This is a genomic window from Pseudomonas sp. GNP013, assembly GCF_054343995.1.
This window is the reverse complement of sequence record NZ_JBTGUT010000001.1, coordinates 3,285,875-3,306,782: the sequence shown is the minus strand read 5'-3', so window position 1 is coordinate 3,306,782 and position 20,908 is coordinate 3,285,875. Positions and strand designations below refer to the sequence as shown.

Annotated in this window: 19 protein-coding genes; 13 read left to right on the top strand and 6 right to left on the bottom strand. The window is 60.9% G+C overall.

Annotation, left to right across the window (positions count from 1 at the left end; translation table 11 throughout):
• Positions 1-79 precede the first annotated feature (79 nt).
• The 5 genes from lpdA (at position 80) to ACXX81_RS14270 (ending at position 6,416) form a co-directional block, all read left to right on the top strand.
• Positions 80-1,516, top strand: coding sequence for a dihydrolipoyl dehydrogenase (gene lpdA / locus ACXX81_RS14290; RefSeq protein WP_209980623.1), 1,437 nt, complete (start codon positions 80-82; stop codon positions 1,514-1,516).
• Between the two features lie 204 nt (positions 1,517-1,720).
• The gene (gene sucC, locus ACXX81_RS14285; protein ID WP_003233235.1) at positions 1,721-2,887 is read left to right on the top strand and encodes an ADP-forming succinate--CoA ligase subunit beta; all 1,167 of its coding nucleotides are present in this window, start codon (positions 1,721-1,723) and stop codon (positions 2,885-2,887) included.
• Positions 2,887-3,768 carry a succinate--CoA ligase subunit alpha gene (gene sucD, locus ACXX81_RS14280; RefSeq protein ID WP_003233233.1) on the top strand — a complete coding sequence of 294 codons (882 nt, stop codon included), beginning with the start codon at positions 2,887-2,889 and terminating at the stop codon, positions 3,766-3,768. The genes sucC and sucD overlap by 1 nt, the downstream gene beginning before the upstream one ends.
• A 430-nt stretch (positions 3,769-4,198) precedes the next feature.
• Positions 4,199-5,512, top strand: coding sequence for a branched-chain amino acid transport system II carrier protein (brnQ, locus tag ACXX81_RS14275; RefSeq protein WP_057008332.1), 1,314 nt, complete (start codon positions 4,199-4,201; stop codon positions 5,510-5,512).
• A 169-nt stretch (positions 5,513-5,681) separates the two neighbouring features.
• Positions 5,682-6,416, top strand: a complete 735-nt coding sequence (locus ACXX81_RS14270; protein ID WP_209980625.1) for a DUF599 domain-containing protein — start codon at positions 5,682-5,684, stop codon at positions 6,414-6,416.
• Between the two features lie 95 nt (positions 6,417-6,511).
• Here ACXX81_RS14270 and ACXX81_RS14265 read toward each other — a convergent pair whose 3' ends face one another.
• Complete coding sequence (locus ACXX81_RS14265; protein ID WP_003233227.1) at positions 6,512-6,754, bottom strand: hypothetical protein; 243 nt, start codon at positions 6,752-6,754, stop codon at positions 6,512-6,514.
• A 157-nt stretch (positions 6,755-6,911) separates the two neighbouring features.
• Here ACXX81_RS14265 and ACXX81_RS14260 point away from each other — a divergent pair, with 157 nt between their 5' ends.
• From ACXX81_RS14260 to ACXX81_RS14240, 5 genes are all read left to right on the top strand, one after another.
• The gene (locus ACXX81_RS14260; RefSeq protein WP_209980626.1) at positions 6,912-7,388 is read left to right on the top strand and encodes a PaaI family thioesterase; all 477 of its coding nucleotides are present in this window, start codon (positions 6,912-6,914) and stop codon (positions 7,386-7,388) included.
• Positions 7,385-7,837 (top strand): PaaI family thioesterase, encoded by a 453-nt coding sequence (locus ACXX81_RS14255; protein ID WP_458571925.1) that lies wholly within the window; start codon positions 7,385-7,387, stop codon positions 7,835-7,837. Before ACXX81_RS14260 ends, ACXX81_RS14255 begins: the two co-directional genes overlap by 4 nt.
• An 89-nt stretch (positions 7,838-7,926) precedes the next feature.
• On the top strand, positions 7,927-9,831 hold the full coding sequence (htpG, locus tag ACXX81_RS14250) for a molecular chaperone HtpG (protein ID WP_322213144.1): 1,905 nt from the start codon (positions 7,927-7,929) through the stop codon (positions 9,829-9,831).
• A 67-nt stretch (positions 9,832-9,898) separates the two neighbouring features.
• Positions 9,899-10,627, top strand: a complete 729-nt coding sequence (locus ACXX81_RS14245) for a dienelactone hydrolase family protein (RefSeq protein WP_458571924.1) — start codon at positions 9,899-9,901, stop codon at positions 10,625-10,627.
• A gap of 152 nt (positions 10,628-10,779) precedes the next feature.
• Complete coding sequence (locus ACXX81_RS14240) at positions 10,780-11,787, top strand: amidohydrolase family protein (protein WP_458571923.1); 1,008 nt, start codon at positions 10,780-10,782, stop codon at positions 11,785-11,787.
• Between the two features lie 122 nt (positions 11,788-11,909).
• Here ACXX81_RS14240 and fabB read toward each other — a convergent pair whose 3' ends face one another.
• From fabB to ACXX81_RS14215, 5 genes are all read right to left on the bottom strand, one after another.
• Entirely contained in the window at positions 11,910-13,130 is a 1,221-nt protein-coding gene (gene fabB / locus ACXX81_RS14235) for a beta-ketoacyl-ACP synthase I (protein ID WP_209980638.1), read from the bottom strand.
• An 11-nt stretch (positions 13,131-13,141) separates the two neighbouring features.
• Complete coding sequence (gene fabA, locus ACXX81_RS14230) at positions 13,142-13,657, bottom strand: 3-hydroxyacyl-[acyl-carrier-protein] dehydratase FabA (RefSeq protein WP_003210552.1); 516 nt, start codon at positions 13,655-13,657, stop codon at positions 13,142-13,144.
• 249 nt (positions 13,658-13,906) lie between these two features.
• A complete protein-coding gene (locus ACXX81_RS14225) occupies positions 13,907-15,808 on the bottom strand; it encodes an ATP-binding protein (RefSeq protein ID WP_322213147.1) in 1,902 nt (633 codons plus the stop codon).
• Positions 15,805-16,734, bottom strand: a complete 930-nt coding sequence (locus tag ACXX81_RS14220) for an ABC transporter substrate-binding protein (RefSeq protein ID WP_209980642.1) — start codon at positions 16,732-16,734, stop codon at positions 15,805-15,807. Before ACXX81_RS14220 ends, ACXX81_RS14225 begins: the two co-directional genes overlap by 4 nt.
• Before the next feature lies 1 nt (position 16,735).
• Positions 16,736-18,856 carry a TonB-dependent receptor plug domain-containing protein gene (locus ACXX81_RS14215; protein ID WP_458571922.1) on the bottom strand — a complete coding sequence of 707 codons (2,121 nt, stop codon included), beginning with the start codon at positions 18,854-18,856 and terminating at the stop codon, positions 16,736-16,738.
• 195 nt (positions 18,857-19,051) lie between these two features.
• On the opposite strand from ACXX81_RS14215, the gene ACXX81_RS14210 reads away from it, so the two are divergent.
• From ACXX81_RS14210 to sixA, 3 genes are read left to right on the top strand one after another with little or no spacing between them, the layout of a single operon-like run.
• Complete coding sequence (locus ACXX81_RS14210) at positions 19,052-20,077, top strand: NAD(P)H-dependent glycerol-3-phosphate dehydrogenase (protein WP_209980646.1); 1,026 nt, start codon at positions 19,052-19,054, stop codon at positions 20,075-20,077.
• A 10-nt stretch (positions 20,078-20,087) separates the two neighbouring features.
• Entirely contained in the window at positions 20,088-20,435 is a 348-nt protein-coding gene (locus ACXX81_RS14205; protein WP_209980648.1) for a DUF4389 domain-containing protein, read from the top strand.
• Positions 20,432-20,881: a phosphohistidine phosphatase SixA gene (sixA, locus tag ACXX81_RS14200; RefSeq protein WP_231423321.1), complete on the top strand. Its 450-nt coding sequence runs from the start codon at positions 20,432-20,434 to the stop codon at positions 20,879-20,881. The genes ACXX81_RS14205 and sixA overlap by 4 nt, the downstream gene beginning before the upstream one ends.
• Positions 20,882-20,908 lie beyond the last annotated feature (27 nt).

Here is a 20,908-nt window from a genome sequence, read left to right as displayed (position 1 = left end):
GAGCTGCAAGCTGCCAGTAAATGCAGTTTGGCTTGCAGCTTGAAGCTTGACGCTTGAAGCTAATAGAGGATCTATTTTCATGACACAGAAATTTGACGTCGTAGTGATTGGTGCAGGTCCTGGCGGCTATGTTGCCGCCATCAAGGCCGCACAATTGGGCCTCTCGACTGCTTGCATCGAAAAATACACCGACAAGGAAGACAAACTGGCATTGGGCGGTACCTGCCTGAACGTCGGTTGCATTCCTTCCAAGGCGCTGCTGGACAGCTCCTGGAAATTCCACGAAGCCCAGGACGGTTTCGCGATCCACGGCATCAACCATGCCGGCGTTACCATGGACGTGCCGGCGATGATCGGCCGCAAGGCCAACATCGTCAAAGGCCTGACCTCCGGCGTTGCCACCCTGTTCAAGGCCAACGGCGTCACTTCCCTGCAAGGTCACGGCAAATTGCTGGCCGGCAAGAAGGTTGAAATCACCAAGCCGGACGGTTCGGTCGAAGTCATCGAAGCCGAGAACGTGATCCTGGCCCCTGGCTCGCGTCCAATTGACATTCCACCGGCTCCCGTCGACCAGAACGTGATCGTTGATTCGACCGGCGCCCTGGAATTCCAGGCTGTGCCAAAGCGTCTGGGCGTGATCGGCGCCGGCGTTATCGGCCTGGAACTGGGTTCGGTCTGGTCCCGTCTGGGTTCCGAAGTCACCGTGCTGGAAGCCCTGGACACATTCCTGCTGGCTGCCGACACCGCCGTTTCCAAGGAAGCCTACAAGACCCTGACCAAACAGGGTCTGGACATCAAGCTGGGCGCCCGCGTGACCGGTTCCAAGGTCAACGGCGAAGAAGTCGTGGTGACCTACACCGATAAAGACGGCGAGCAGACCATCACCTTCGACAAGCTGATCGTGGCCGTAGGCCGTCGTCCGGTAACCACCGACCTGCTGGCTTCCGACAGCGGCGTGAACATCGATGAGCGTGGTTTCATCCACGTTGACGATCATTGCGCCACCACCGTGCCTGGCGTTTACGCCATCGGCGACGTGGTACGCGGCATGATGCTGGCGCACAAGGCGTCCGAAGAAGGCATCATGGTTGTCGAGCGCATCAAGGGTCACAAAACCCAGATGAACTACGACCTGGTGCCATCGGTTATCTACACCCACCCGGAAATTGCATGGGTCGGCAAGAACGAACAGCAGTTGAAAGCTGAAGGCGTAGAAGTTAACGTCGGCACCTTCCCGTTTGCCGCTTCTGGCCGTGCCATGGCAGCCAACGACACCGGTGGTTTTGTCAAAGTCATCGCTGATGCCAAGACTGACCGCGTATTGGGCGTCCACGTGATTGGCCCGAGCGCTGCAGAACTGGTTCAGCAAGGCGCAATCGGTATGGAATTCGGCACCAGTGCCGAAGACCTGGGCATGATGGTCTTCTCCCATCCGACCCTGTCCGAAGCGTTGCACGAAGCAGCGTTGGCGGTGAATGGCGGCGCCATCCACATCGCCAACCGCAAGAAGCGCTAAGCGAGATAATAAGAAACCACGGCGGAGTTGCCCGTCGTGAGTCTTGCGCGCAAGGCTCACCGCGGAATATCCGCTGGACGCAGCCTTGTGCAGCTTTACGGGCCATGAGCCCCGCAGGTTGCGCAAGCAGCAGTCACAGGTGGCGCGGCACTCATAATGAGCGCAGCGCCGAATGCGCAGTACCTAACGAAGACGGTAAAAAGCATGAATCTTCACGAGTATCAGGGTAAGCAGCTGTTCGCTGAATACGGCCTGCCAGTATCCAAGGGCTACGCAGTAGACACCCCGGAAGCAGCAGCAGAAGCTTGCGACAAGATCGGCGGCACTGAATGGGTGGTCAAAGCCCAGGTCCACGCTGGTGGTCGCGGTAAAGCGGGCGGCGTCAAGCTGGTTCGCAGCAAAGAAGACGCCAAGGCCTTCGCACAGCAGTGGCTGGGCAAGCGTCTGGTGACTTACCAGACTGATGCCAATGGCCAGCCAGTCACCAAGATCCTGGTTGAATCGTGCACTGATATCGCTAAAGAGCTGTACCTGGGCGCTGTCGTTGACCGTTCGAGCCGTCGCATCGTGTTCATGGCTTCCACCGAAGGTGGCGTGGACATCGAAAAAATCGCTCACGAAACCCCAGAAAAAATTCTGAAAGCCACCATCGATCCACTGGTTGGCGCTCAGCCGTTCCAGGGTCGCGAGCTGGCTTTCCAGCTGGGCCTGGAAGGCAAGCAAGTTGCCCAGTTCGCCAAGATCTTCGTAGGTCTGGCCAAACTGTTCCAGGATCACGATCTGGCCCTGCTGGAAGTGAACCCGCTGGTGATCAAGGCTGACGGCGATCTGCACTGCCTGGACGCGAAGATCAACATCGACGCCAACGCCATGTACCGTCAGCCAAAGCTGAAGACTTTCCACGATCCGTCGCAGGACGATCCGCGCGAAGCGCACGCTGCCAAGTTCGAACTGAACTACGTAGCCCTGGAAGGTAACATCGGTTGCATGGTCAACGGTGCCGGTCTGGCCATGGGTACCATGGACATCGTCAACCTGCATGGCGGCAAACCAGCCAACTTCCTCGACGTAGGCGGCGGTGCCACCAAAGAGCGCGTAACCGAAGCGTTCAAGATCATCCTGTCCGACTCCAACGTCGCCGCAGTATTGGTCAACATCTTCGGCGGCATCGTTCGTTGCGACATGATTGCCGAAGGCATCATCGGCGCAGTGAAAGAAGTCGGCGTTAAAATCCCCGTTGTTGTGCGCCTTGAAGGTAACAACGCGGAACTGGGCGCCAAAGTACTGGCAGAAAGCGGTTTGAACATCATCGCGGCTACCAGCCTGACCGACGCTGCTCAACAAGTTGTCAAAGCTGCGGAGGGCAAGTAATGAGCGTCCTGATCAATAAAGACACCAAAGTTATCTGCCAGGGTATTACCGGTTCGCAAGGTAGCTTCCACACCCAGCAAGCCATCGAATACGGCACCAAGATGGTTGGCGGCGTAACGCCAGGCAAAGGCGGCACCGAGCACCTGGGCCTGCCAGTGTTCAACACCGTGAAAGACGCTGTAGAAAAAACTGGCGCTACCGCCAGCGTGATCTACGTTCCTGCGCCTTTCTGCAAGGACTCCATCCTGGAAGCGGCATTCGGCGGCATCAAGCTGATCGTCTGCATCACCGAAGGCATTCCTACCCTGGACATGCTGGACGCCAAGGTTAAGTGCGACGAGCTGGGCGTAGTCCTGATCGGCCCTAACTGCCCAGGCGTGATCACCCCAGGCGAATGCAAGATCGGCATCATGCCAGGTCACATTCACTTGCCAGGTAAAGTCGGTATCGTTTCCCGTTCCGGCACCCTGACCTACGAAGCTGTGAAGCAGACCACTGACGCCGGTTTCGGTCAGTCGACTTGCGTCGGCATCGGCGGTGACCCGATCCCGGGTTCGAACTTCATCGACATCCTGAAGCTGTTCCAGGAAGACCCGAAGACCGAAGCGATCGTGATGATCGGTGAGATCGGCGGTTCGGCTGAAGAAGAAGCGGCGGCCTACATCAAGGCCCACGTGACCAAGCCGGTTGTTTCCTACATCGCTGGTGTGACTGCCCCTGCCGGCAAGCGCATGGGCCATGCGGGCGCAATCATCTCCGGCGGCAAAGGCACTGCAGACGAGAAATTCGCTGCACTGCAGGACGCAGGCGTTAAAACCGTGCGTTCGCTGGCAGATATCGGCAAGGCCCTGGCCGAGCTGACCGGTTGGGCTGTCAAGTAAGCCTCGCGCTTAACTGACGCTTCACCACACAAAGGCCACCTTCGGGTGGCCTTTGTGCGTTCTGGAAAGACCCATTTATCGAAATGTACTCGATCCAGGGTGGGAGGGGGCTTGCTCCCGATAGCGGTGTGCCAGTGACAGATACAGTGACTGACACACCGCTATCGGGAGCAAGCCCCCTCCCACCTGGACCGGTATCGCCAAATTAAGTGTGAAAACGCGACATTAAAATGTCGCTTATCGGACAGTGCGCCCCGCAACAGTGCGTTTGTCAGCCTATTTCTGTACCCTGACGGCCTCTTTATGCGCCCGCCTCCCAAAAGGAAGCCGCGCGCTGGACAGGTCGGCCCCCACCAGGGCCGGCAGCCTTTCCCTCATCCACAGGGAAGCCCTCTCTAAATTCCGATTCAGTAGTGTGGTATTTCCTCAAATGAAAGTGTTGAAAAGCCAGGATATCCTGGCGCTGGGCTTCATGACGTTTGCGCTGTTCGTGGGCGCCGGCAACATCATCTTCCCGCCTATCGTTGGTTTGCAGTCCGGGCCTCACGTCTGGATGGCGGCGCTGGGGTTCCTCATCACCGCAGTGGGTTTGCCGGTGGTCACCGTGATTGCCCTGGCCAAGGTCGGCGGCGGCATGGACGCATTGAGCAGTCCCATCGGCAAGATCGCCGGCGGCCTGCTCGCGGCAGCGGCGTACCTGGCGGTAGGCCCGCTGTTCGCCACTCCGCGTACTGCGACCGTGTCGTTTGAAGTCGGCCTGGCGCCGCTGACCGGCGAAAGCCCACTGGCGCTGTTCCTCTACAGCTCTGTGTATTTCCTTGTGGTGTTCTTCGTGTCTTTGTATCCAGGGCGTCTGCTGGATACCGTCGGCCGTTTCCTTGCGCCATTGAAGATCATCGCGCTGGCGATCCTCGGCATTGCCGCGTTTGCCTTGCCAGCCGGTGAAGTGGGCGTCGCCACCCCGGAATATGTCGCCGCACCGTTCTCCCAGGGCTTTATCAACGGCTACCTGACCATGGACACCCTGGGTGCACTGGTGTTTGGTATCGTCATCGTCAACGCGATCCGCTCCCGCGGCGTCGAATCGCCCAAGCTGATTACCCGCTACGCGATCATCGCCGGGCTGATAGCCGGTGTCGGCCTGGCGCTGGTGTACATCAGCCTGTTCCGCCTGGGCTCGGGCAGCCATGCCGTGGCGGCGGGCGCCAGCAATGGCGCGGCCGTGCTGCATGCCTATGTGCAAAGCACTTTCGGCTCGCTGGGCAGCGGCTTTTTGGCTGTGCTGATCTCCCTGGCGTGCCTGGTGACGGCCGTGGGCCTGACCTGCGCGTGCGCCGAATACTTCAGCAAAGTCCTGCCGCTGTCCTATAAGACACTGGTGGTGATCCTGGCGCTGTTCTCGCTGTTCGTGTCCAACCTGGGCCTGACCAAGCTGATTGCGTTCTCCATTCCGGTACTCACCGCCATCTACCCGCCGTGCATCGTGCTGGTGGCGCTGAGCTTCTGCAAAGACTTCTGGCAGGAGCAGGGCCGTATCGTCGGCCCGGTGATGCTGGTGTCGTTCATTTTTGGCGGCATCGACGCGCTCAAGGGGGCCGGCCTTGCCGATTGGATGCCCGCGCAGCTGACGCACCTGCCATTGAGCGAGCAGGGGTTGGCGTGGCTGGTGCCGTCGGTGATGACGCTGGTCGTGGCGGTGGTGGTGGATCGCATGCTTGGCAAGCGCAGCGAAGCGATCGCCTGACACGGCGACACGGTTGCACAGAAATGCCCCGTATCAATCGATATGGGGCATTTTTTTGCCTGCTTATGGACAAGGTTCTAGAGTTGCAACGCGCTCAGTGTGGGAGCGGGCTTGCTCGCGCCCACATTTTGACTGTGTTGCCCATATTTTCTTGTTTATCAGGACCCCTATGTCGTTCATCGAAACCAACCAAGTCCATATGCTCGCCGCCCTCTGGTTCGTGCTGTGCTGGGGCGGGTACACCCGTTATGCCCTCTGGAAAGCACGCGATACCGCATGCCTGGCCAGTGTGCTGCATCTGTATCGCGAAGACTGGATGCGCCGCATGCTGCTGCGCGACAACCGCATTGCCGACGCCAGCGTGATCGGCAACCTGGAGCGCAACGCCTCGTTCTTCGCCTCCAGCACCTTGATCATCCTCGCCGGCATCCTCACCGTGCTGGGCGCCTCGGAGCGCGCCGTGTCGCTGCTGGCGGACATTCCCATGGTGCAGCAGGCGTCCCAGGGCATGTCGGAAATCAAGCTGCTGTGCCTGGCGCTGGTGTTCGTCTACGCGTTTTTTACGTTCAGCTGGTGCATGCGCCAGTACAACTTCGCAGCGGTGCTGGTGGGGTCGGCGCCGATGATTGGTGAGCGCCAGGTGTCCGAACAGGAGCGCAAGGCATTTGCGCTACGGGCGGCGCGGGTCATCTCCATGGCCGCCAACCAGTTCAACTTCGGCCTGCGCGCTTATTACTTTGGCATGACCATGCTGGCGTGGTTTGTCAGCCCCTGGCTGTTCATGTTGATGAGTGCCGGGGTAGTGGTGGTGTTGTATCGCCGCGAGTTTCATTCCGATGTGCTGCAAGTGATGGTGTATACGCAGACGGACACGCCGCCGGAGGCGCTCAAGGACGCAGTCTAGTGTGGGGCACGTCGAATTTTAAAAACGCCGGACAAAGAAAAGCCCGCTATTGAAGCGGGCTCTCTTTTACAACCAGGCTACATCAGACCGCGGTATCAGGAACCGGTCGAAGGCGTGGCTTCTTTTGCAGCGGCTGCGTTCGATTCGGCCTGAGCTTTGGCAGCTTCGGCGTTTTCTTTTGCAGCGTCGTTCACTTTATCCTGAGCCTTCGCCATATCTTTCTGAGCTTGCTCAGAGTGCGAAGCGGCATCTTGTGCTTTGTCTTCGGATTTCTTGTCGCAGGCAGCGAGGCCAAGGGCAGCAGCCAACATCATGGAAACAGCTAAAGTCTTGCGCATGGGGTGTTTCTCCTTATTGAAGATATCTTCTGGCCTTTCGAGCCTGAGGGTTCAGCATTAGTTCCTTTTATTGCGCAGATATATAAACAAAGGCTGCCAAGGAACTTAAACCCGCACTGCCTGTTCCGCGGATTACTGAAAACAAGAGTCTAGACCAATGACCGGAAATTCACTGCTGGAGCGTGCGACACGCTTTGTTTACGCATTGCGCCATTGCCAGATACTCGGCATTACCGTGCATGACGCCAACGACACGGGCATGACGCTGAGGCTGCCCTATGGGCCAGCTATCGTGGGCGATCCCGAGACCGGGATCATCCACGGTGGCGCGCTCACCTCCCTGATGGACACCACCTGCGGCATCGCCACCCTGTGCGTACTGCCCGAATTCGAGGTATGCCCGACCCTCGACCTGCGCATCGACTATATGCACCCGGCCGCACCGCACCAGCCGGTCTATGGGTTTGCCCAGTGCTATCGGGTCACCGCCGATGTGATCTTCACCCGCGGCTTCGCCTACCAGGACGATCCGCAGCAACCCATCGCCCATGTGGTGGGCACGTTCATGCGCATGGGCAAGCTGCTCAAGGGCGCACAGGGCCTGAGCGCCACCCTCGACGGAGAGCAGGCATGACGCACCGCTTCCAGACCCGCCTCGAACAGGCCCACGTGCGCGGCGATTACGCGGCGCTGCTCGAACTGATCCCTTACGCCAAACTGATCGGCATCGAATGCACCCGCCAAGGCGATGAATTGCTGTTCCGGTTGCCGGCCAACAAGGACAACATTGGTAACCCTATATTGCCGGCGCTGCATGGCGGGGTGATTGCCGGCTTCATGGAGCTGTCGGCGGCGCTGCATTTGCTGGTGTCTACCGGCGCGCCAGGCCTGCCGAAAATCATCGATTTTTCCCTGGATTACCTGCGCGCCGGGCAGTTTCGCGACACCTACGCCACCTGTCAGGTATGGCGTCAGGGCCGGCGGGTGGCCAACGTTTCGGTCACCGCCTGGCAAAGCACGGCGGCAGAACCGATTGCCACGGCCCGTGCGCATTTCAAGATCGAGGCGCCTGGCGCCCCTTGAAATCCTCCCGTTAGCCCCCAACTTTGATGACAACCCGCCGCCAACCCTTTCGGGCGCGGCCATTGCCATCCAATTGGAGTTTGATGACCATGAGTGTGGAAACTCAAAAGGAAACCCTGGGCTTCCAGACCGAGGTGAAGCAACTGCTGCACCTCATGATCCATTCGCTGTATTCCAACAAGGAAATTTTCCTTCGCGAATTGATCTCGAACGCCTCTGACGCTGTCGACAAATTACGCTTCGAAGCCCTGTCCAAGCCTGAGTTGCTGGAAGGTGGCGCGGAGCTGAAAATCCGCGTGAGCTACGACAAGGACGCGAAGACCGTCACCCTCGAAGACAACGGTATCGGCATGAGCCGTGACGATGCGATTACCCACCTGGGGACCATCGCCAAATCCGGCACCGCCGATTTCATGAAGAACCTGTCGGGCGATCAGAAGAAGGATTCGCACCTGATCGGCCAGTTCGGTGTGGGCTTCTACTCGGCCTTCATCGTCGCCGACCAGGTTGAAGTGTTCAGCCGCCGTGCCGGTCTCCCGGCCAGCGAAGGCGTGCACTGGGCCTCCAAAGGCGAGGGCGAGTTTGAAATTGCCACGATCGACAAGGCCGACCGTGGTACCCGCATCGTGCTGCACCTCAAGTCCGGTGAAGACGAATTCGCCGATGGCTGGCGCCTGCGCAACATCATCAAGAAATACTCCGATCACATCGCATTGCCGATCGAGTTGCCCAAGGAACAGGCCGCGGCCGAAGGCGAAGAGAAGCCTGCCGAGGAATGGGAAACCGTCAACCGCGCCAGTGCCCTGTGGACCCGTCCGCGTACCGAGATCAAGGACGAGGAATACCAGGAGTTCTACAAGCACATCGGTCACGACTACGAGAACCCGCTGAGCTGGAGCCACAACAAGGTTGAAGGCAAGCTCGAATACAGCTCGCTGCTGTACGTACCGGCCCGCGCTCCGTTCGACCTGTACCAGCGCGAAGCCCCCAAGGGCCTGAAGCTCTACGTGCAGCGCGTGTTCGTGATGGACCAGGCGGAATCTTTCCTGCCGTTGTACCTGCGCTTCATCAAGGGCGTGGTCGACTCCAATGACCTGTCGCTGAACGTGTCGCGGGAAATCCTGCAGAAAGACCCGATCATCGACTCCATGAAGTCGGCGCTGACCAAGCGTGTCCTCGACATGCTGGAGAAACTGGCGAAGAACGAGCCTGAGCAATACAAGGGCTTCTGGAAAAACTTCGGTCAGGTCATGAAAGAAGGCCCGGCCGAAGACTTCGCCAACAAAGAGAAGATTGCCGGCCTGCTGCGCTTTGCTTCCACTCAGGGCGAAGACGGCGAGCAGGTTGTGTCGCTGGCCGACTACCTGGCGCGCGCCAAGGAAGGTCAGGACAAGATCTACTACCTGACCGGCGAAACCTACGCTCAGGTCAAGAACAGTCCGCACCTGGAAGTCTTCCGCAAGAAGGGCATCGAAGTGCTGCTGCTGACCGACCGTATCGATGAGTGGCTGATGAGCTACCTCACCGAGTTCGACGGCAAGTCGTTCGTCGACGTGGCCCGTGGTGATCTGGACCTGGGTAACCTCGACTCCGAAGAAGAGAAGAAGGAAGCCGAAGAAGTCGCCAAGTCCAAAGAGGGTCTGGTTGAGCGAATCAAGGCGTCCCTGGGCGAGGCCGTCAGCGAAGTGCGGGTTTCCCACCGCCTGACCGACTCGCCGGCGATCCTGGCCATCGGCGAGCAGGACCTGGGCATGCAGATGCGCCAGATCCTCGAAGCCAGCGGCCAGAAGGTTCCTGATTCCAAGCCGATTTTCGAATTCAACCCGGCGCACCCGCTGATCGAGAAACTCGATGGCGAGCAGAGCGAAGAGCGGTTTGGCGACCTGTCGCACATCCTCTTCGACCAGGCGGCGCTGGCCGCTGGCGACAGCCTGAAAGATCCGGCCGCCTACGTGCGTCGACTGAACAAGCTGTTGGTTGAACTGTCGGTTTAACACCGCTGCAGGAAAAACCCGCTTCGGCGGGTTTTTTCATTTTAGTGCACCTCAACTGGAGTAAATGATGAGCCAAGTCACCGTGCGTTCCGTGGTCTATCAGATTGATGGCCAGTCTTATGAAAGCCGCCTGGCGTTCGACGCCAGCCACAAGGGGCCACTGCCGGGCCTGTTGATGGCGCCGAACTGGATGGGCGTGAGTGCGGGCGCCGAAGAGATCGCCAGGAGCGTCGCCGCCAAGGGCTACGTGGTGCTGATTGCCGACCTGTACGGACAAACCGTGCGTCCATCGAACGGCGATGAAGCTGGCGCAGCGATGATGCCGTTGAAGAACGACCGCCCGTTGCTCAACAAACGCATGCAGGTGGCGTTCGAGCAACTGCAAGGCCAGACCGAAGCGGCAGTGGATACCTCGAAGCTCGCGACCTTTGGTTTCTGTTTCGGCGGCTGCTGCTCCCTGGAGCTGGCGCGCACTGGCGCACCGTTGAAAGCCGCCGTGTCGTTCCATGGCACCCTCGACACGCCAAACCCTGCGGATGCGAAGCGCATCAAGGGCTCGGTGCTGGTGCTGCACGGCGCCTCTGACCCGTTGGTGCCCAAGGAGCAACTGCCGGCGTTCGAAGATGAAATGAACGCGGCCGGCGTGGATTGGCAACTGCTGAGCTACGGCGGCGCGGTGCATTCCTTCACCGACCCGCACGCGAACGTGCCGGGCAAGATGATGTACGACGCGAAGACCTCCGCGCGCGCGTTTCAGTCCATGCATAACCTGCTGGATGAAGTGTTCAGGGGCTGATGCTTCGGCGTCTGTCCGGGCCTTATCGGGAGCAGGCTCCCTCCCACAGTCGGATCGGTGAACACGATCAAAATGTGGGAGGGGGCTTGCTCCCGATAGCTATCTGACAGGCAACCCTATTCCCCCTGACTCACCTCGATGGAGATCGCCCCGTGCCCTGGACTCGCCTGAGCCTCGCCCTGGTGCTCACCGCCGCCAGCCTTGCCGCACAGGCCCGCGACTATGCCTACAGCGACGCCCACCTGCATTACGTGGATTTCTTTCAGGAAACCGCCGGCATGGACAGGCTGCTCAAGGCCATGGCGGACAATCGCATCGAGCATGTGATGATTTCCGGCATTCCCGTGGCGAAAAAATGGCATGAAGACGAGCCCAAGCGTCCGCGCTATTACGCCGGTGACGATGCCGATGCCTACTGGTACAGCGCCACCGACGTGATCGTCGCGGCGGCGGTCAATAAACTCACGCCTGAGCAGCGCCTGCGCTTTCATCCTTTCCTGTCCGGCTTCAACCCCAATGACAAGAATTCCGATGCGCATATCCAGCGCATGCTCGACCTCAACCCGGGCCTGTGGCAGGGCATCGGTGAAGTGTTCACCCGCCATGACGACCTGACAGCCCTGACGGCGGGGGACACCCCGCGTGCCAACAACGAAGCCATGACGCGCATCTACCACCTGGCGGCCGAAAACGATTTGCCGGTGATGCTGCATTCCAACATTACGTCAAAGCGCGAACGTAACCCGTTGTACCTGGCGGAGGTCGAGGAGCCGCTGCGCAATCACCCGCACACGCGGTTTATCTGGGCGCATGCCGGCACCAGCATGGAGATCCACCGTCATCAGGTGCAAATGGATTTTTTGCTGCCCACCTTGACGCGCATGCTGGAGGCCTACCCCAACCTCTACATCGACCTCTCCTGGAGCATGCTCACGCCTTATCTGCTGGACGAGGCGGGCACGCCCAGGCCCGAGTGGGTAAAGCTGGTGGAGCGCTTCCCGGAGCGCTTCATGCTCGGCTCCGACGTAGTCGGGCGCTTCAACAAGCTGGGTAAGGAAATGCGCCGCTTTGATCCCTTCCTCGATGCGCTGCCCGAGGACGTGGCCCGCAAGGTTGCGCGGGACAATTTCCTGGCCGTGCTGCCCAAGACCTCTCGCTGAGCGCAGTATCCAATGTGGGAGGGAGCAAGGCCCCTGCCATATTTGATTTTTGTTATCTGGTGATCACCCACAAAAAAGCCCCGAACCAGTCGGGGCTTTTTTGTGGGGTCAAGCTGCAGGCCTTACTTGCCCTGCCAGCGCTTGAGCACCAGCGTCGCGTTGGTGCCGCCAAAACCGAAGCTGTTGCTCATCACGGTATTGATGGTGGCGTTCTCAACGGTCTTGGTCAGGATCGGCATATCTGCCACAACCGGATCGATCTCGTCGATGTTGGCCGAACCGGCCATGAAGTTGCCTTCCATCATCAGCAGGCAGTAGATCGCTTCGTGAACGCCGGCGGCGCCCAGGGAGTGACCCGACAGGCTCTTGGTAGAGCTGATGGCCGGTGCCTTGTCGCCGAATACCGCACGCACGCCTTCCATTTCCTTGGCGTCGCCGACCGGAGTGGAGGTGCCGTGGGTGTTCAGGTAGTCGATCGGCGTGTCAACGGTGGACATGGCCATCTGCATGCAACGGATGGCGCCTTCGCCGCTTGGCGCAACCATGTCGTAGCCGTCGGAAGTGGCGCCGTAGCCGACGATTTCCGCGTAGATCTTCGCACCACGGGCCAGAGCGTGTTCCAGCTCTTCGACCACGACCATGCCGCCACCGCCGGCGATGACGAAACCGTCACGCTTGGCGTCGTAGGCGCGGGAGGCCTTTTCCGGGGTTTCGTTGTACTGGGTGGAGAGGGCGCCCATGGCGTCGAACAGGAACGACTGGCTCCAATGCTCTTCTTCACCGCCGCCGGCGAAGACGATGTCCTGCTTGCCCAGCTGGATCTGCTCAACGGCAGTACCGATGCAGTGGGCGCTGGTGGCGCAGGCCGAGGAGATCGAGTAGTTGACGCCCTTGATGGCGAACGGCGTGGCCAGGCAGGCCGACACGGTGCTGCCCATGGTCCGTGTGACACGGTACGGGCCGACGCGCTTCACGCCTTTCTCGCGCAGGATGTCCAGCGCTTCCATCTGGTTGAGGGTGGATGCGCCGCCGGAACCGGCGATCAGGCCGGTGCGTACGTTCGATACCTGGTCTTCGCTGAGGCCGGAGTCGACGATCGCGTCTTTCATGGCCAGGTAGGCGTAGGCGGCAGCGTGGCCGACGAAGCGATAGATCTTGCGATCGATCAGCTCTTCGAGGGGCAGGTCGATGGAGCCGGAAACCTGGCTACGCAAACCCATTTCGGCATATTCCGGGTTGAAGCGGATGCCAGGGCGACTTGCACGCAGGTTAGCGGTGACGGTCTCTTTGTCATTGCCCAGGCAAGAAACGATGCCCAGACCAGTGATAACGACGCGGCGCATGCGGATAACCCTTAAAAGTTGTCAGTGGAAGTGAATACGCCGACCCGAAGGCCTTCGGCAGTATAAATCTCGCGACCGTCGACAGTCACCGAACCATCGGCAATGGCCAGGTTCAGCTTGCCCTTGAGGACGCGCTTGATTTGAATGTTGTAGGTGACTTTCTTGGCGGTCGGCAGGACCTGGCCGAAGAACTTCACTTCGCCGGAACCCAGGGCACGGCCGCGACCCGGCAGGCCTTGCCAGCCCAGGTAGAAGCCGACCAGTTGCCACATGGCGTCGAGGCCCAGGCAGCCTGGCATTACCGGGTCGCCTTCGAAATGGCAGGCGAAGAACCACAGGTCCGGAGTGATATCCAGCTCGGCGACCAATTCACCTTTGCCGTACTTGCCACCCTCTTCGCTGATATGGGTGATGCGATCCACCATCAGCATGTTCGGGGCGGGCAGTTGCGCGTTACCTGGGCCGAACAGCTCACCGCGACTGCAGCGCAGCAGGTCTTCCCGAGTAAAGGCGTTTTGTTTGGTCATGCGAGCTCCTCAATAATCCCATGCGGCGGGGCAGGGCAAATCTTCCCGAACCGAATGAAGCGTTCATGCCTCATGCCGGCAGCCTACACGTAGACTATTGCGTTGTAGTGAAAGTCACAGCGTCAAGGCACTCAATGTACACTTGTTCACTGAAATTTTAAACCGGGCCTGTTTATCAGCCCGTTTGGGTGCCTAAGACTGCCGCACTTTCGTGTTTCACGCCAGTCGCAGATGCCTGATGGCGCGGCGCTATTGCACCCAGCGCTGCAGGATCTGCTGCAAATCCGTACGTTTGAACGGCTTGGCCAGGTAATCGTTCATTCCGGCCGCGAGGCACGCTTCACGGTCGCCCTGCAACGCGTTGGCGGTGAGCGCAATGATCGGCAGATCGGCGCAGCCCGGCAGTTGGCGAATCTGCCGGGTAGCCTCGTAGCCGTCGATCACCGGTAACCGGCAATCCATCAGGATCGCGGTGAATATCAGGCTTTCTGCGCTACTTATTGCCTCGGCGCCGTCGGTGGCCAGGCTGACTTCAAAGCCGAGGCTGCGCAACATGGCTTCCACCACCGTGCGGTTGACGGGGTTGTCCTCCACCAGCAACACATGGCGGCCATCACCGGCGCCGTGCTTGCTTTGGGCATCCTGGGCAATCGCCGGCAGGCTGTGCTGGTCGATGGCCAGGGGGATTTCCAGGGTAAACACCGAACCATGGCCTTCTTCGCTTTGCGCACGCAGGGTGCCGCCCATGCGTTCGGCCAGCGTGCGCGCGATGGGCAGGCCCAGGCCGGTGCCGCCGTAACGTCTGGAAATCGAGCTGTCAGCCTGCTGGAATGCGTCGAACATCGACTCCAAGTGTTCGGCGCCAATACCGATGCCGCTGTCGCGCACGCTGCAGGTGAACCACACCAACTCATGGTCGAGAGGCTGCCAGTGGGGCTCGACACTCACGCTGCCCTGCTCGGTGAACTTGAGTGCATTGCCGATCAGGTTCACCAGAATCTGGCGGATACGCGTGGGGTCGCCCTTGACTCGCAGCGTATCCAGGCCCGGCGGCATCGGCAGGTTGAGCGTCAGCCCGCGCTGCTGGGCGCTGTGCCGGAAGGCATGGGCGCTGCTGTTGACCAGGTCGGCGAGGTTGAACGCAATATGCTCCAGCTCCAGCGCCGCGCGCTCGATGCGCGAGAAATCGAGGATGTCGTTGATGACCTTCAGCAGATGCTCGGTGGACTCGGAGGCGAGCGCGGCGTATTCGGTCTGCTCCTCGGTCATCTCGGTGGTTTCCAGCAACTGCAGCATGCCCAGCACCCCGTTCATCGGCGTGCGCAGCTCGTGGCTCATCATCGCCAAAAAATCCGACTTGGCATTGTTGGCCCGCTCGGCTTCCTCGCGGGTCTGAATCAACTGCGCCATGGCCTGCTGCTGTTCGCGGCTGGCCTGTTGCAGGCCAGCGGCCAGATTGTTGATGTGGCGTGACAGGTCGCCCAGTTCCGAATCATCCACGATCGGCAGCGGGGTCTTGTAGTCGCCTTGCTGGATGGCCTTCACCGCATGGCCCATTGCGCTTATCGGCTGCGACAGGCTGGCCGCCAGACGCCGCGCCAGCAGGAAGGTAAACAGCAGGGCGAACAGCGCCAGGATGCCGGCCTTGAAGAGAATCTCCTGCTGACGCTGACTGAAGGCATCGTTGGACATGCCGACGATCACGCGCCCCAGATAATCGGCGCGCGGCGCCTTGGATTCGTTGAGGTTGTCCTGGAAAAAATCGCTGCCCAGCTGGATATGCTGCAGGCGGATCGGCGCCTGGAACACTTTCACCGACAACGAGCGGTCGTGCTTTTCCGACGGTTGCTCGACGTACACCAGAATATTTTCGGCGGCGTCCTGAATCTCCAGAAAGCGCACGTGGGGCGTGGCCAGCGTGGCGCGCAGCAGGCTGTCGAGCACATCGTTGTTGCCGGAAATGACGCCGTACTCGGTGGCGGGCGCCAGTTGGTTGGCAATCAGTTGGCCGGTATGGTCCAGTTCCTGGCGCAGGTCCTGGATGCGCACAAAGGTAAAGAAGCTGATCAACAGCAGCGTCAGCAACAGCGCCGGGCCCAGGGTGATGAGCTGGGTACGGGTGTTGATGTCCCAACGACGACGCAAGGTCATGGGCGTTTTTCTCCTTCGGCGAGCCGCGCGGCGACGTTGCTTTCATCGACCTGTTCGATGCCCAGTGAGCGCGCGACCTGCGGGTTGCCCACGACTTTGAAATGGTGCGGGTACAACGTGCGCGGCCAACTGGCCGGCGGGCGGTCAAGCAAACGGTCGAGCACGCCCAGCCAGTCGGTCTGGTCGCTGTAGGTGCTGGCCAGGCTGCCGGCCTTGACGAAGCCGGCATTGGGCCCCACCAGCGGCAGTTGCTGGGCGTAGCTGCTCAGCAGCAGGTTCTTTGCGGTCTTCGGGTTGTACAGTTGCGGGTCGTCGAGGCCGAGCAATACGTCGCTGGTCCTGAACAGGCTTTGCAGCGGGCGACTGTCGTTAATGTTATTCCACAGTTGAGGCACGATTTGCAGACCCAGGGGCGCGGCGTATTGGCTCAGCTCGCGCAGCAGGAACTCACTGTCGCTGCCGTAGAGCACGCCGATGCGCCGGGCCTGCGGCAGAATGCCGGTGATCAGGCGTAACTGACGGTCCAGCGGCGGGTCGCTCCACAGCAGGCTGATGTGCGCCGGCAGGCGGGTGCCCAGGCGCTGGCGCGCTTGCAGGCGGCTGATGCGCAGCACCAGGGTCGGCGGACCTTCGGCATCCTGCAGGCGCCAGTCGAGGCCGGGCAGGTCGAGCAGGATCAGGCGCGTGTCGGCAGGCAGTTGGTGCGGCGCCGGCAGGTCCTTGAGCGGGGTGAAGGTGACCTGGTCTGCGGGACGCTGCCGGGCCAGTGCCTGGGCGAAGTCCTGCACGCCGACGCTGTCTTCGGCGGCGGTCAGCAGGATGTTGGCACTCCACGCCGGCGCGGTCAGCAGCAGGCCGATCAGCAGCAGGGCCCGCTGCCAAAGCCTGGCGAAAGAGAAGTAGGTCGTCCGTGACTGATTGGCCATGTCAGAACTCCAGCTCCGCGCTGAAGTAAAGGACGTGACGATGGTCATAAATATTGTCGGCCCAGGTGGTCGGCTGATGGTCGAGGCGTTGTTGCAGCATGCCCGCCAGCTCCACGTTGGCGTTGCCCACGGCAATGCGCTTGGCCACCCGCAGGTCGACCCGTTCGAAGCGATATTGGTTGAGCGCATCGTCACCGTAATAGAACAGCGCGCTGGACCAGCCGCGACCCCACTCGCGCAGCCAGCCGGCGGAGCCGCTGTTGCGCGCGGTCTGGGCCTTGTCCAGCGGGTTGCTCGCGCTGGCGTCGACGTAGGCGTAGGTGAACCGCAGACGGTCGGCGTTACTCAGTCGCCAGTCAAATTGCGACTCGGCGCCGACAAAACGCGAGCTGTTGCCATTGCTCGCAATGTATTGGTTGTTGCGTAGCGGCGAGCTGATCATGTCAGTGATTTCGTCATAGAACAGCTTCACGTCCAGGTTCAACCCGAGGTCGGCAAAGAAGCCGTTATAGCCCAGTTCCCGCGATTTCATCAGCTCTTTATCGAGGTTGCCCGGCCCCCGTGTCACCACAAAATATTGCCCGGCGTTCTGCCCATAGGCCGGCGAGCTGAGATGGTTGACGCGGTAGCTCCAGTTGACGTTGTTCTCGAACATGTCCGGCGAGCGGATGGCCTCGGAGTACACCGCGCGCAGGCCGTGGCGCGGGTTGATCAGGTAGTTCAGCGCCACTCGGGGCGTCAGTGAGTGACCGCTCAGGCGCGTGTCTTCATACATGGCGCCGCCCTGCAGCAGCCAGTGTTCGCTGGCACGCCATTCGAGTTGGCCGAACAGGCGCCAGGTGACGTCGTCGAGAGTGCCGTTGAAGTAGGTGTCGGAATCGGCACGGTCATAGCGATAATTCATACCGCTGACCAGGCGCAGGCTGTCGGACAGGCTGAGGGTGTCCTGAATCTCCAGATCGTAGCGGCTTTCGCGGGTGCTCTGGTCGATGTCGCCGCACACGTTCTGGCTGGCACCGTTGCGCCATTGGTCCAGCACCTGATTGCCCAGCGCCTGTTCGGCGGTGCTGCCCGGCGGTGCGCTGCCCTGGCTGTAGGTGTCCATGTGCCGCGCCAGCAGTTCGGCGTAATTGGGATTGAGTTGCCACAGGCGGGTCAGCTCCGGGCTGAACGAGACTTTCGCATCGCAGGCCTTCCAGACCTGGCGGCGCTCCCACTGCTGGGCCGAGCCCTGGATATACAGACTGTGGTCGGGGTTGAAATCGATGTTCCAGCGCAGTGAGCCGGCGTAGTCCCTGGCATTGACGTCGGAGTTATTGCCGCCTTCGGTAATCCCGGCGAACACCGGTGTGTAGGTATAAGGACGCTGGTTGGTGCCCTCCTTGGCGTTCAACTGCCAGTCGAGGCTCTGTTGCGCATTCAGCGTCTGGCTCACGGCCAGGCTGAAGCGGCTCAGGCGGCGACTGTCGCGGCGGTCGGCGCCTGTGGCGTCGCTGTCGAAGCCATCATCCTGCTGGCCGGACATCGACAAGCGCAAATCGCCGGTTTCCCAGCCCAGGCCCTGGCTGGCGTAGACATCGTTGATCCCCCGTTCGCCGCGCTGCACCTTCACCCGTGTGCCCCGGCTGTTGGCCGGTGAGCGCGTGAGGATGTTGACCACCGCCATCAGCGCATTGGCGCCATAGCTGACGGTGTTGGGGCCACGGAACACTTCGATGCGCTCGATATCTTCCATGGCCACCGGAATATCGCTCCAGTCGACGGTGGCGAGGCCCGCGCGGTACACCGAACGGCCGTCGATCAGCACCTGCATGCGCCGCGCATCGCTGGCGCTGGTGCCGTGATAATTCACGGCGGCCTGATTGCCGGTGGTGTAGCCGACCATCATGCCCGGCACCAGCCGCAGCAGCTCGGCGATATCCCGTGCGCCGCTGGCCTTGATCAATTCGCTGTCGATCACCGTCATGCTGCCGGGCACGGCGGCGGCCGATTGTTTAAGACGTGTGGCGGTGAGCACCTGCGGCAACGGCTGGCTGTCGAGGAACAGGTCATCGGCGCATGCAGCAGCGCTGCACAACAGCATCAACAACAGGGATGAGCGGGGAGGAGGGCCCGGATACACGGCACGGCCTTGATCATTGCGGATAGCCGCCCATGGTAACTGAGGTGAGGCCTTATGCCAGTCGTTGAAATTGCAATTCGTTCATCCAATTGTGGCATTTTCCGACAGGCGTACGAATTGACGCGGGGGCTGGCTGCAATTGAGCCGCTCCGTATAATGCGGCCATTGCCACTGGTATGGATTAACGGATTGCATATGACTGAACAGCGCCCTATCGCGGTCCTGGGAGGCGGAAGTTTTGGTACCGCCGTGGCTAACCTGCTGGCCGAGAATGGCCACGCGGTGCGCCAGTGGATGCGAGATCCCGAGCAGGCCGAGGCCATTCGCGTGCACCGGGAAAATCCCCGTTACCTTAAAGGCATCAAAATTCATGAGGCGGTCGAGCCCGTCACCGACCTGCTGGCGACCCTGGAGGCCTGCGACCTGTGTTTTGTCGCGCTGCCCTCCAGCGCCCTGCGCTCGGTGCTGGCCCCCCACGCCGAACGCCTGGCCGGCAAGCTGCTGGTCAGCCTGACCAAGGGCATCGAGGCGCAGACCTTCAAACTGATGAGCGAAATCCTCCAGGAGATCGCTCCACAGGCACGCATCGGCGTGCTGTCCGGGCCGAACCTGGCGCGGGAAGTGGCCGAGCACGCGCTGACCGCCACGGTGGTCGCCAGTGAGGACGAGCACTTGTGCGAACGCGTCCAGGCCGTGCTGCATGGCCGTACGTTTCGCGTGTACGCCAGCGGCGATCGGTTTGGCGTCGAGCTGGGCGGGGCGCTGAAAAACGTCTACGCCATCATCGCCGGCATGGCCGTGGCCCTGGGCATGGGCGAAAACACCAAGAGCATGCTGATCACCCGCGCCCTGGCGGAAATGACCCGCTTTGCTGTCAATCAGGGCGCCAATCCCATGACCTTCCTGGGCCTGGCGGGCGTGGGCGACCTGATCGTCACCTGCTCCTCGCCCAAAAGCCGCAACTATCAGGTCGGCTTCGCGCTGGGCCAGGGCCTGAGCCTGGACGACGCGGTGACGCGCCTGGGTGAGGTGGCCGAAGGGGTCAACACCCTCAAGGTGCTCAAGGCCAAGGCTCAGGAAGTGGGCGTCTATATGCCGCTGGTGGCTGGCTTGCATGCGATTCTGTTCGAGGGTCGCACCCTGGAGCAGGTGATTGAGCTGCTGATGCGCGCCGAGCCGAAAACCGATGTCGACTTTATTTCCACCAGTGGTTTCAACTGAGGAACGCGTCATGAACGATCCCAAAGCAGCCCCCAAGTATGAGTCCATTGTGCTGCGCATCCTTTGGATGCTGGTGTTCGCCCTGGTGTGGCAGGTCGCGCAGTTTCTGCTCGGCGCGCTGGTGGTGGTGCAGCTGGTATACCGTCTGGTCTACGGCGCGCCGAACCTGGGCCTGATGAACTTCGGCGACAGCCTCAGCCAGTTCCTGGCGCAGATCGGCCGCTTCGGCAGCTTCCATACCGAGCACAAGCCCTGGCCCTTCGCCGATTGGCCGACCCCGCGCGCACCCGAAGGCGAGGCCGCCCACAGCGTGCCACCGGCGCCGCACCCGGTGCGCGATGAGGAGCCAAAGCTGTGAAGCTGTGGATTCTGCGCCACGGCGAGGCCCAAGCCCACGCGCGCAGCGACGCCGAGCGTAGCCTCACCGAGCACGGCCGTGGCGAAGTGTTGCGCAGTGCTGCGCACCTGATCGGCCAGCCCATCAGCGCCATCATTGCCAGCCCTTACGTACGGGCGCAGCAAACCGCGCAGCTGGTGCGCGAGGCCCTCGGTTTTCAGGCCGATATCCGCACAGTGCCGTGGTTGACGCCGGACGCTAATCCGCCCCAGGTGCTGGAACACCTCGACACCGATGACAATGTGCTGCTGGTCAGCCATCAGCCTCTGGTGGGCAGCCTGATCAGCTTTTTGCAGCACGGCCATCTGCGTCAGTCGCAGCCGATGCACACCGCGAGCCTCGCGGAACTGGAAGGCGATTTTCCGCTGGCGGGGCTGATGAGTCTGGTCAGCGTGAAAAATCCGTAGGCCATCCTGATAACAACAACAGAAAGG

Bases quoted from the DNA above. Each gene is read 5' to 3' on its own strand.
- brnQ (WP_057008332.1), top strand. From the start codon at position 4,199: ATGAAAGTGTTGAAAAGCCAGGATATCCTGGCGCTGGGCTTCATGACG.
- ACXX81_RS14255 (WP_458571925.1), top strand. From the start codon at position 7,385: ATGACGCACCGCTTCCAGACCCGCCTCGAACAGGCCCACGTGCGCGGC.
- ACXX81_RS14220 (WP_209980642.1), bottom strand. From the start codon at position 16,734: ATGGCCAATCAGTCACGGACGACCTACTTCTCTTTCGCCAGGCTTTGG.
- fabA (WP_003210552.1), bottom strand. From the start codon at position 13,657: ATGACCAAACAAAACGCCTTTACTCGGGAAGACCTGCTGCGCTGCAGT.
- ACXX81_RS14245 (WP_458571924.1), top strand. From the start codon at position 9,899: ATGAGCCAAGTCACCGTGCGTTCCGTGGTCTATCAGATTGATGGCCAG.
- sucD (WP_003233233.1), top strand. From the start codon at position 2,887: ATGAGCGTCCTGATCAATAAAGACACCAAAGTTATCTGCCAGGGTATT.
- ACXX81_RS14205 (WP_209980648.1), top strand. From the start codon at position 20,088: ATGAACGATCCCAAAGCAGCCCCCAAGTATGAGTCCATTGTGCTGCGC.
- ACXX81_RS14265 (WP_003233227.1), bottom strand. From the start codon at position 6,754: ATGCGCAAGACTTTAGCTGTTTCCATGATGTTGGCTGCTGCCCTTGGC.
- lpdA (WP_209980623.1), top strand. From the start codon at position 80: ATGACACAGAAATTTGACGTCGTAGTGATTGGTGCAGGTCCTGGCGGC.
- sucC (WP_003233235.1), top strand. From the start codon at position 1,721: ATGAATCTTCACGAGTATCAGGGTAAGCAGCTGTTCGCTGAATACGGC.
- ACXX81_RS14270 (WP_209980625.1), top strand. From the start codon at position 5,682: ATGTCGTTCATCGAAACCAACCAAGTCCATATGCTCGCCGCCCTCTGG.
- ACXX81_RS14210 (WP_209980646.1), top strand. From the start codon at position 19,052: ATGACTGAACAGCGCCCTATCGCGGTCCTGGGAGGCGGAAGTTTTGGT.
- ACXX81_RS14225 (WP_322213147.1), bottom strand. From the start codon at position 15,808: ATGACCTTGCGTCGTCGTTGGGACATCAACACCCGTACCCAGCTCATC.
- htpG (WP_322213144.1), top strand. From the start codon at position 7,927: ATGAGTGTGGAAACTCAAAAGGAAACCCTGGGCTTCCAGACCGAGGTG.
- fabB (WP_209980638.1), bottom strand. From the start codon at position 13,130: ATGCGCCGCGTCGTTATCACTGGTCTGGGCATCGTTTCTTGCCTGGGC.
- ACXX81_RS14260 (WP_209980626.1), top strand. From the start codon at position 6,912: ATGACCGGAAATTCACTGCTGGAGCGTGCGACACGCTTTGTTTACGCA.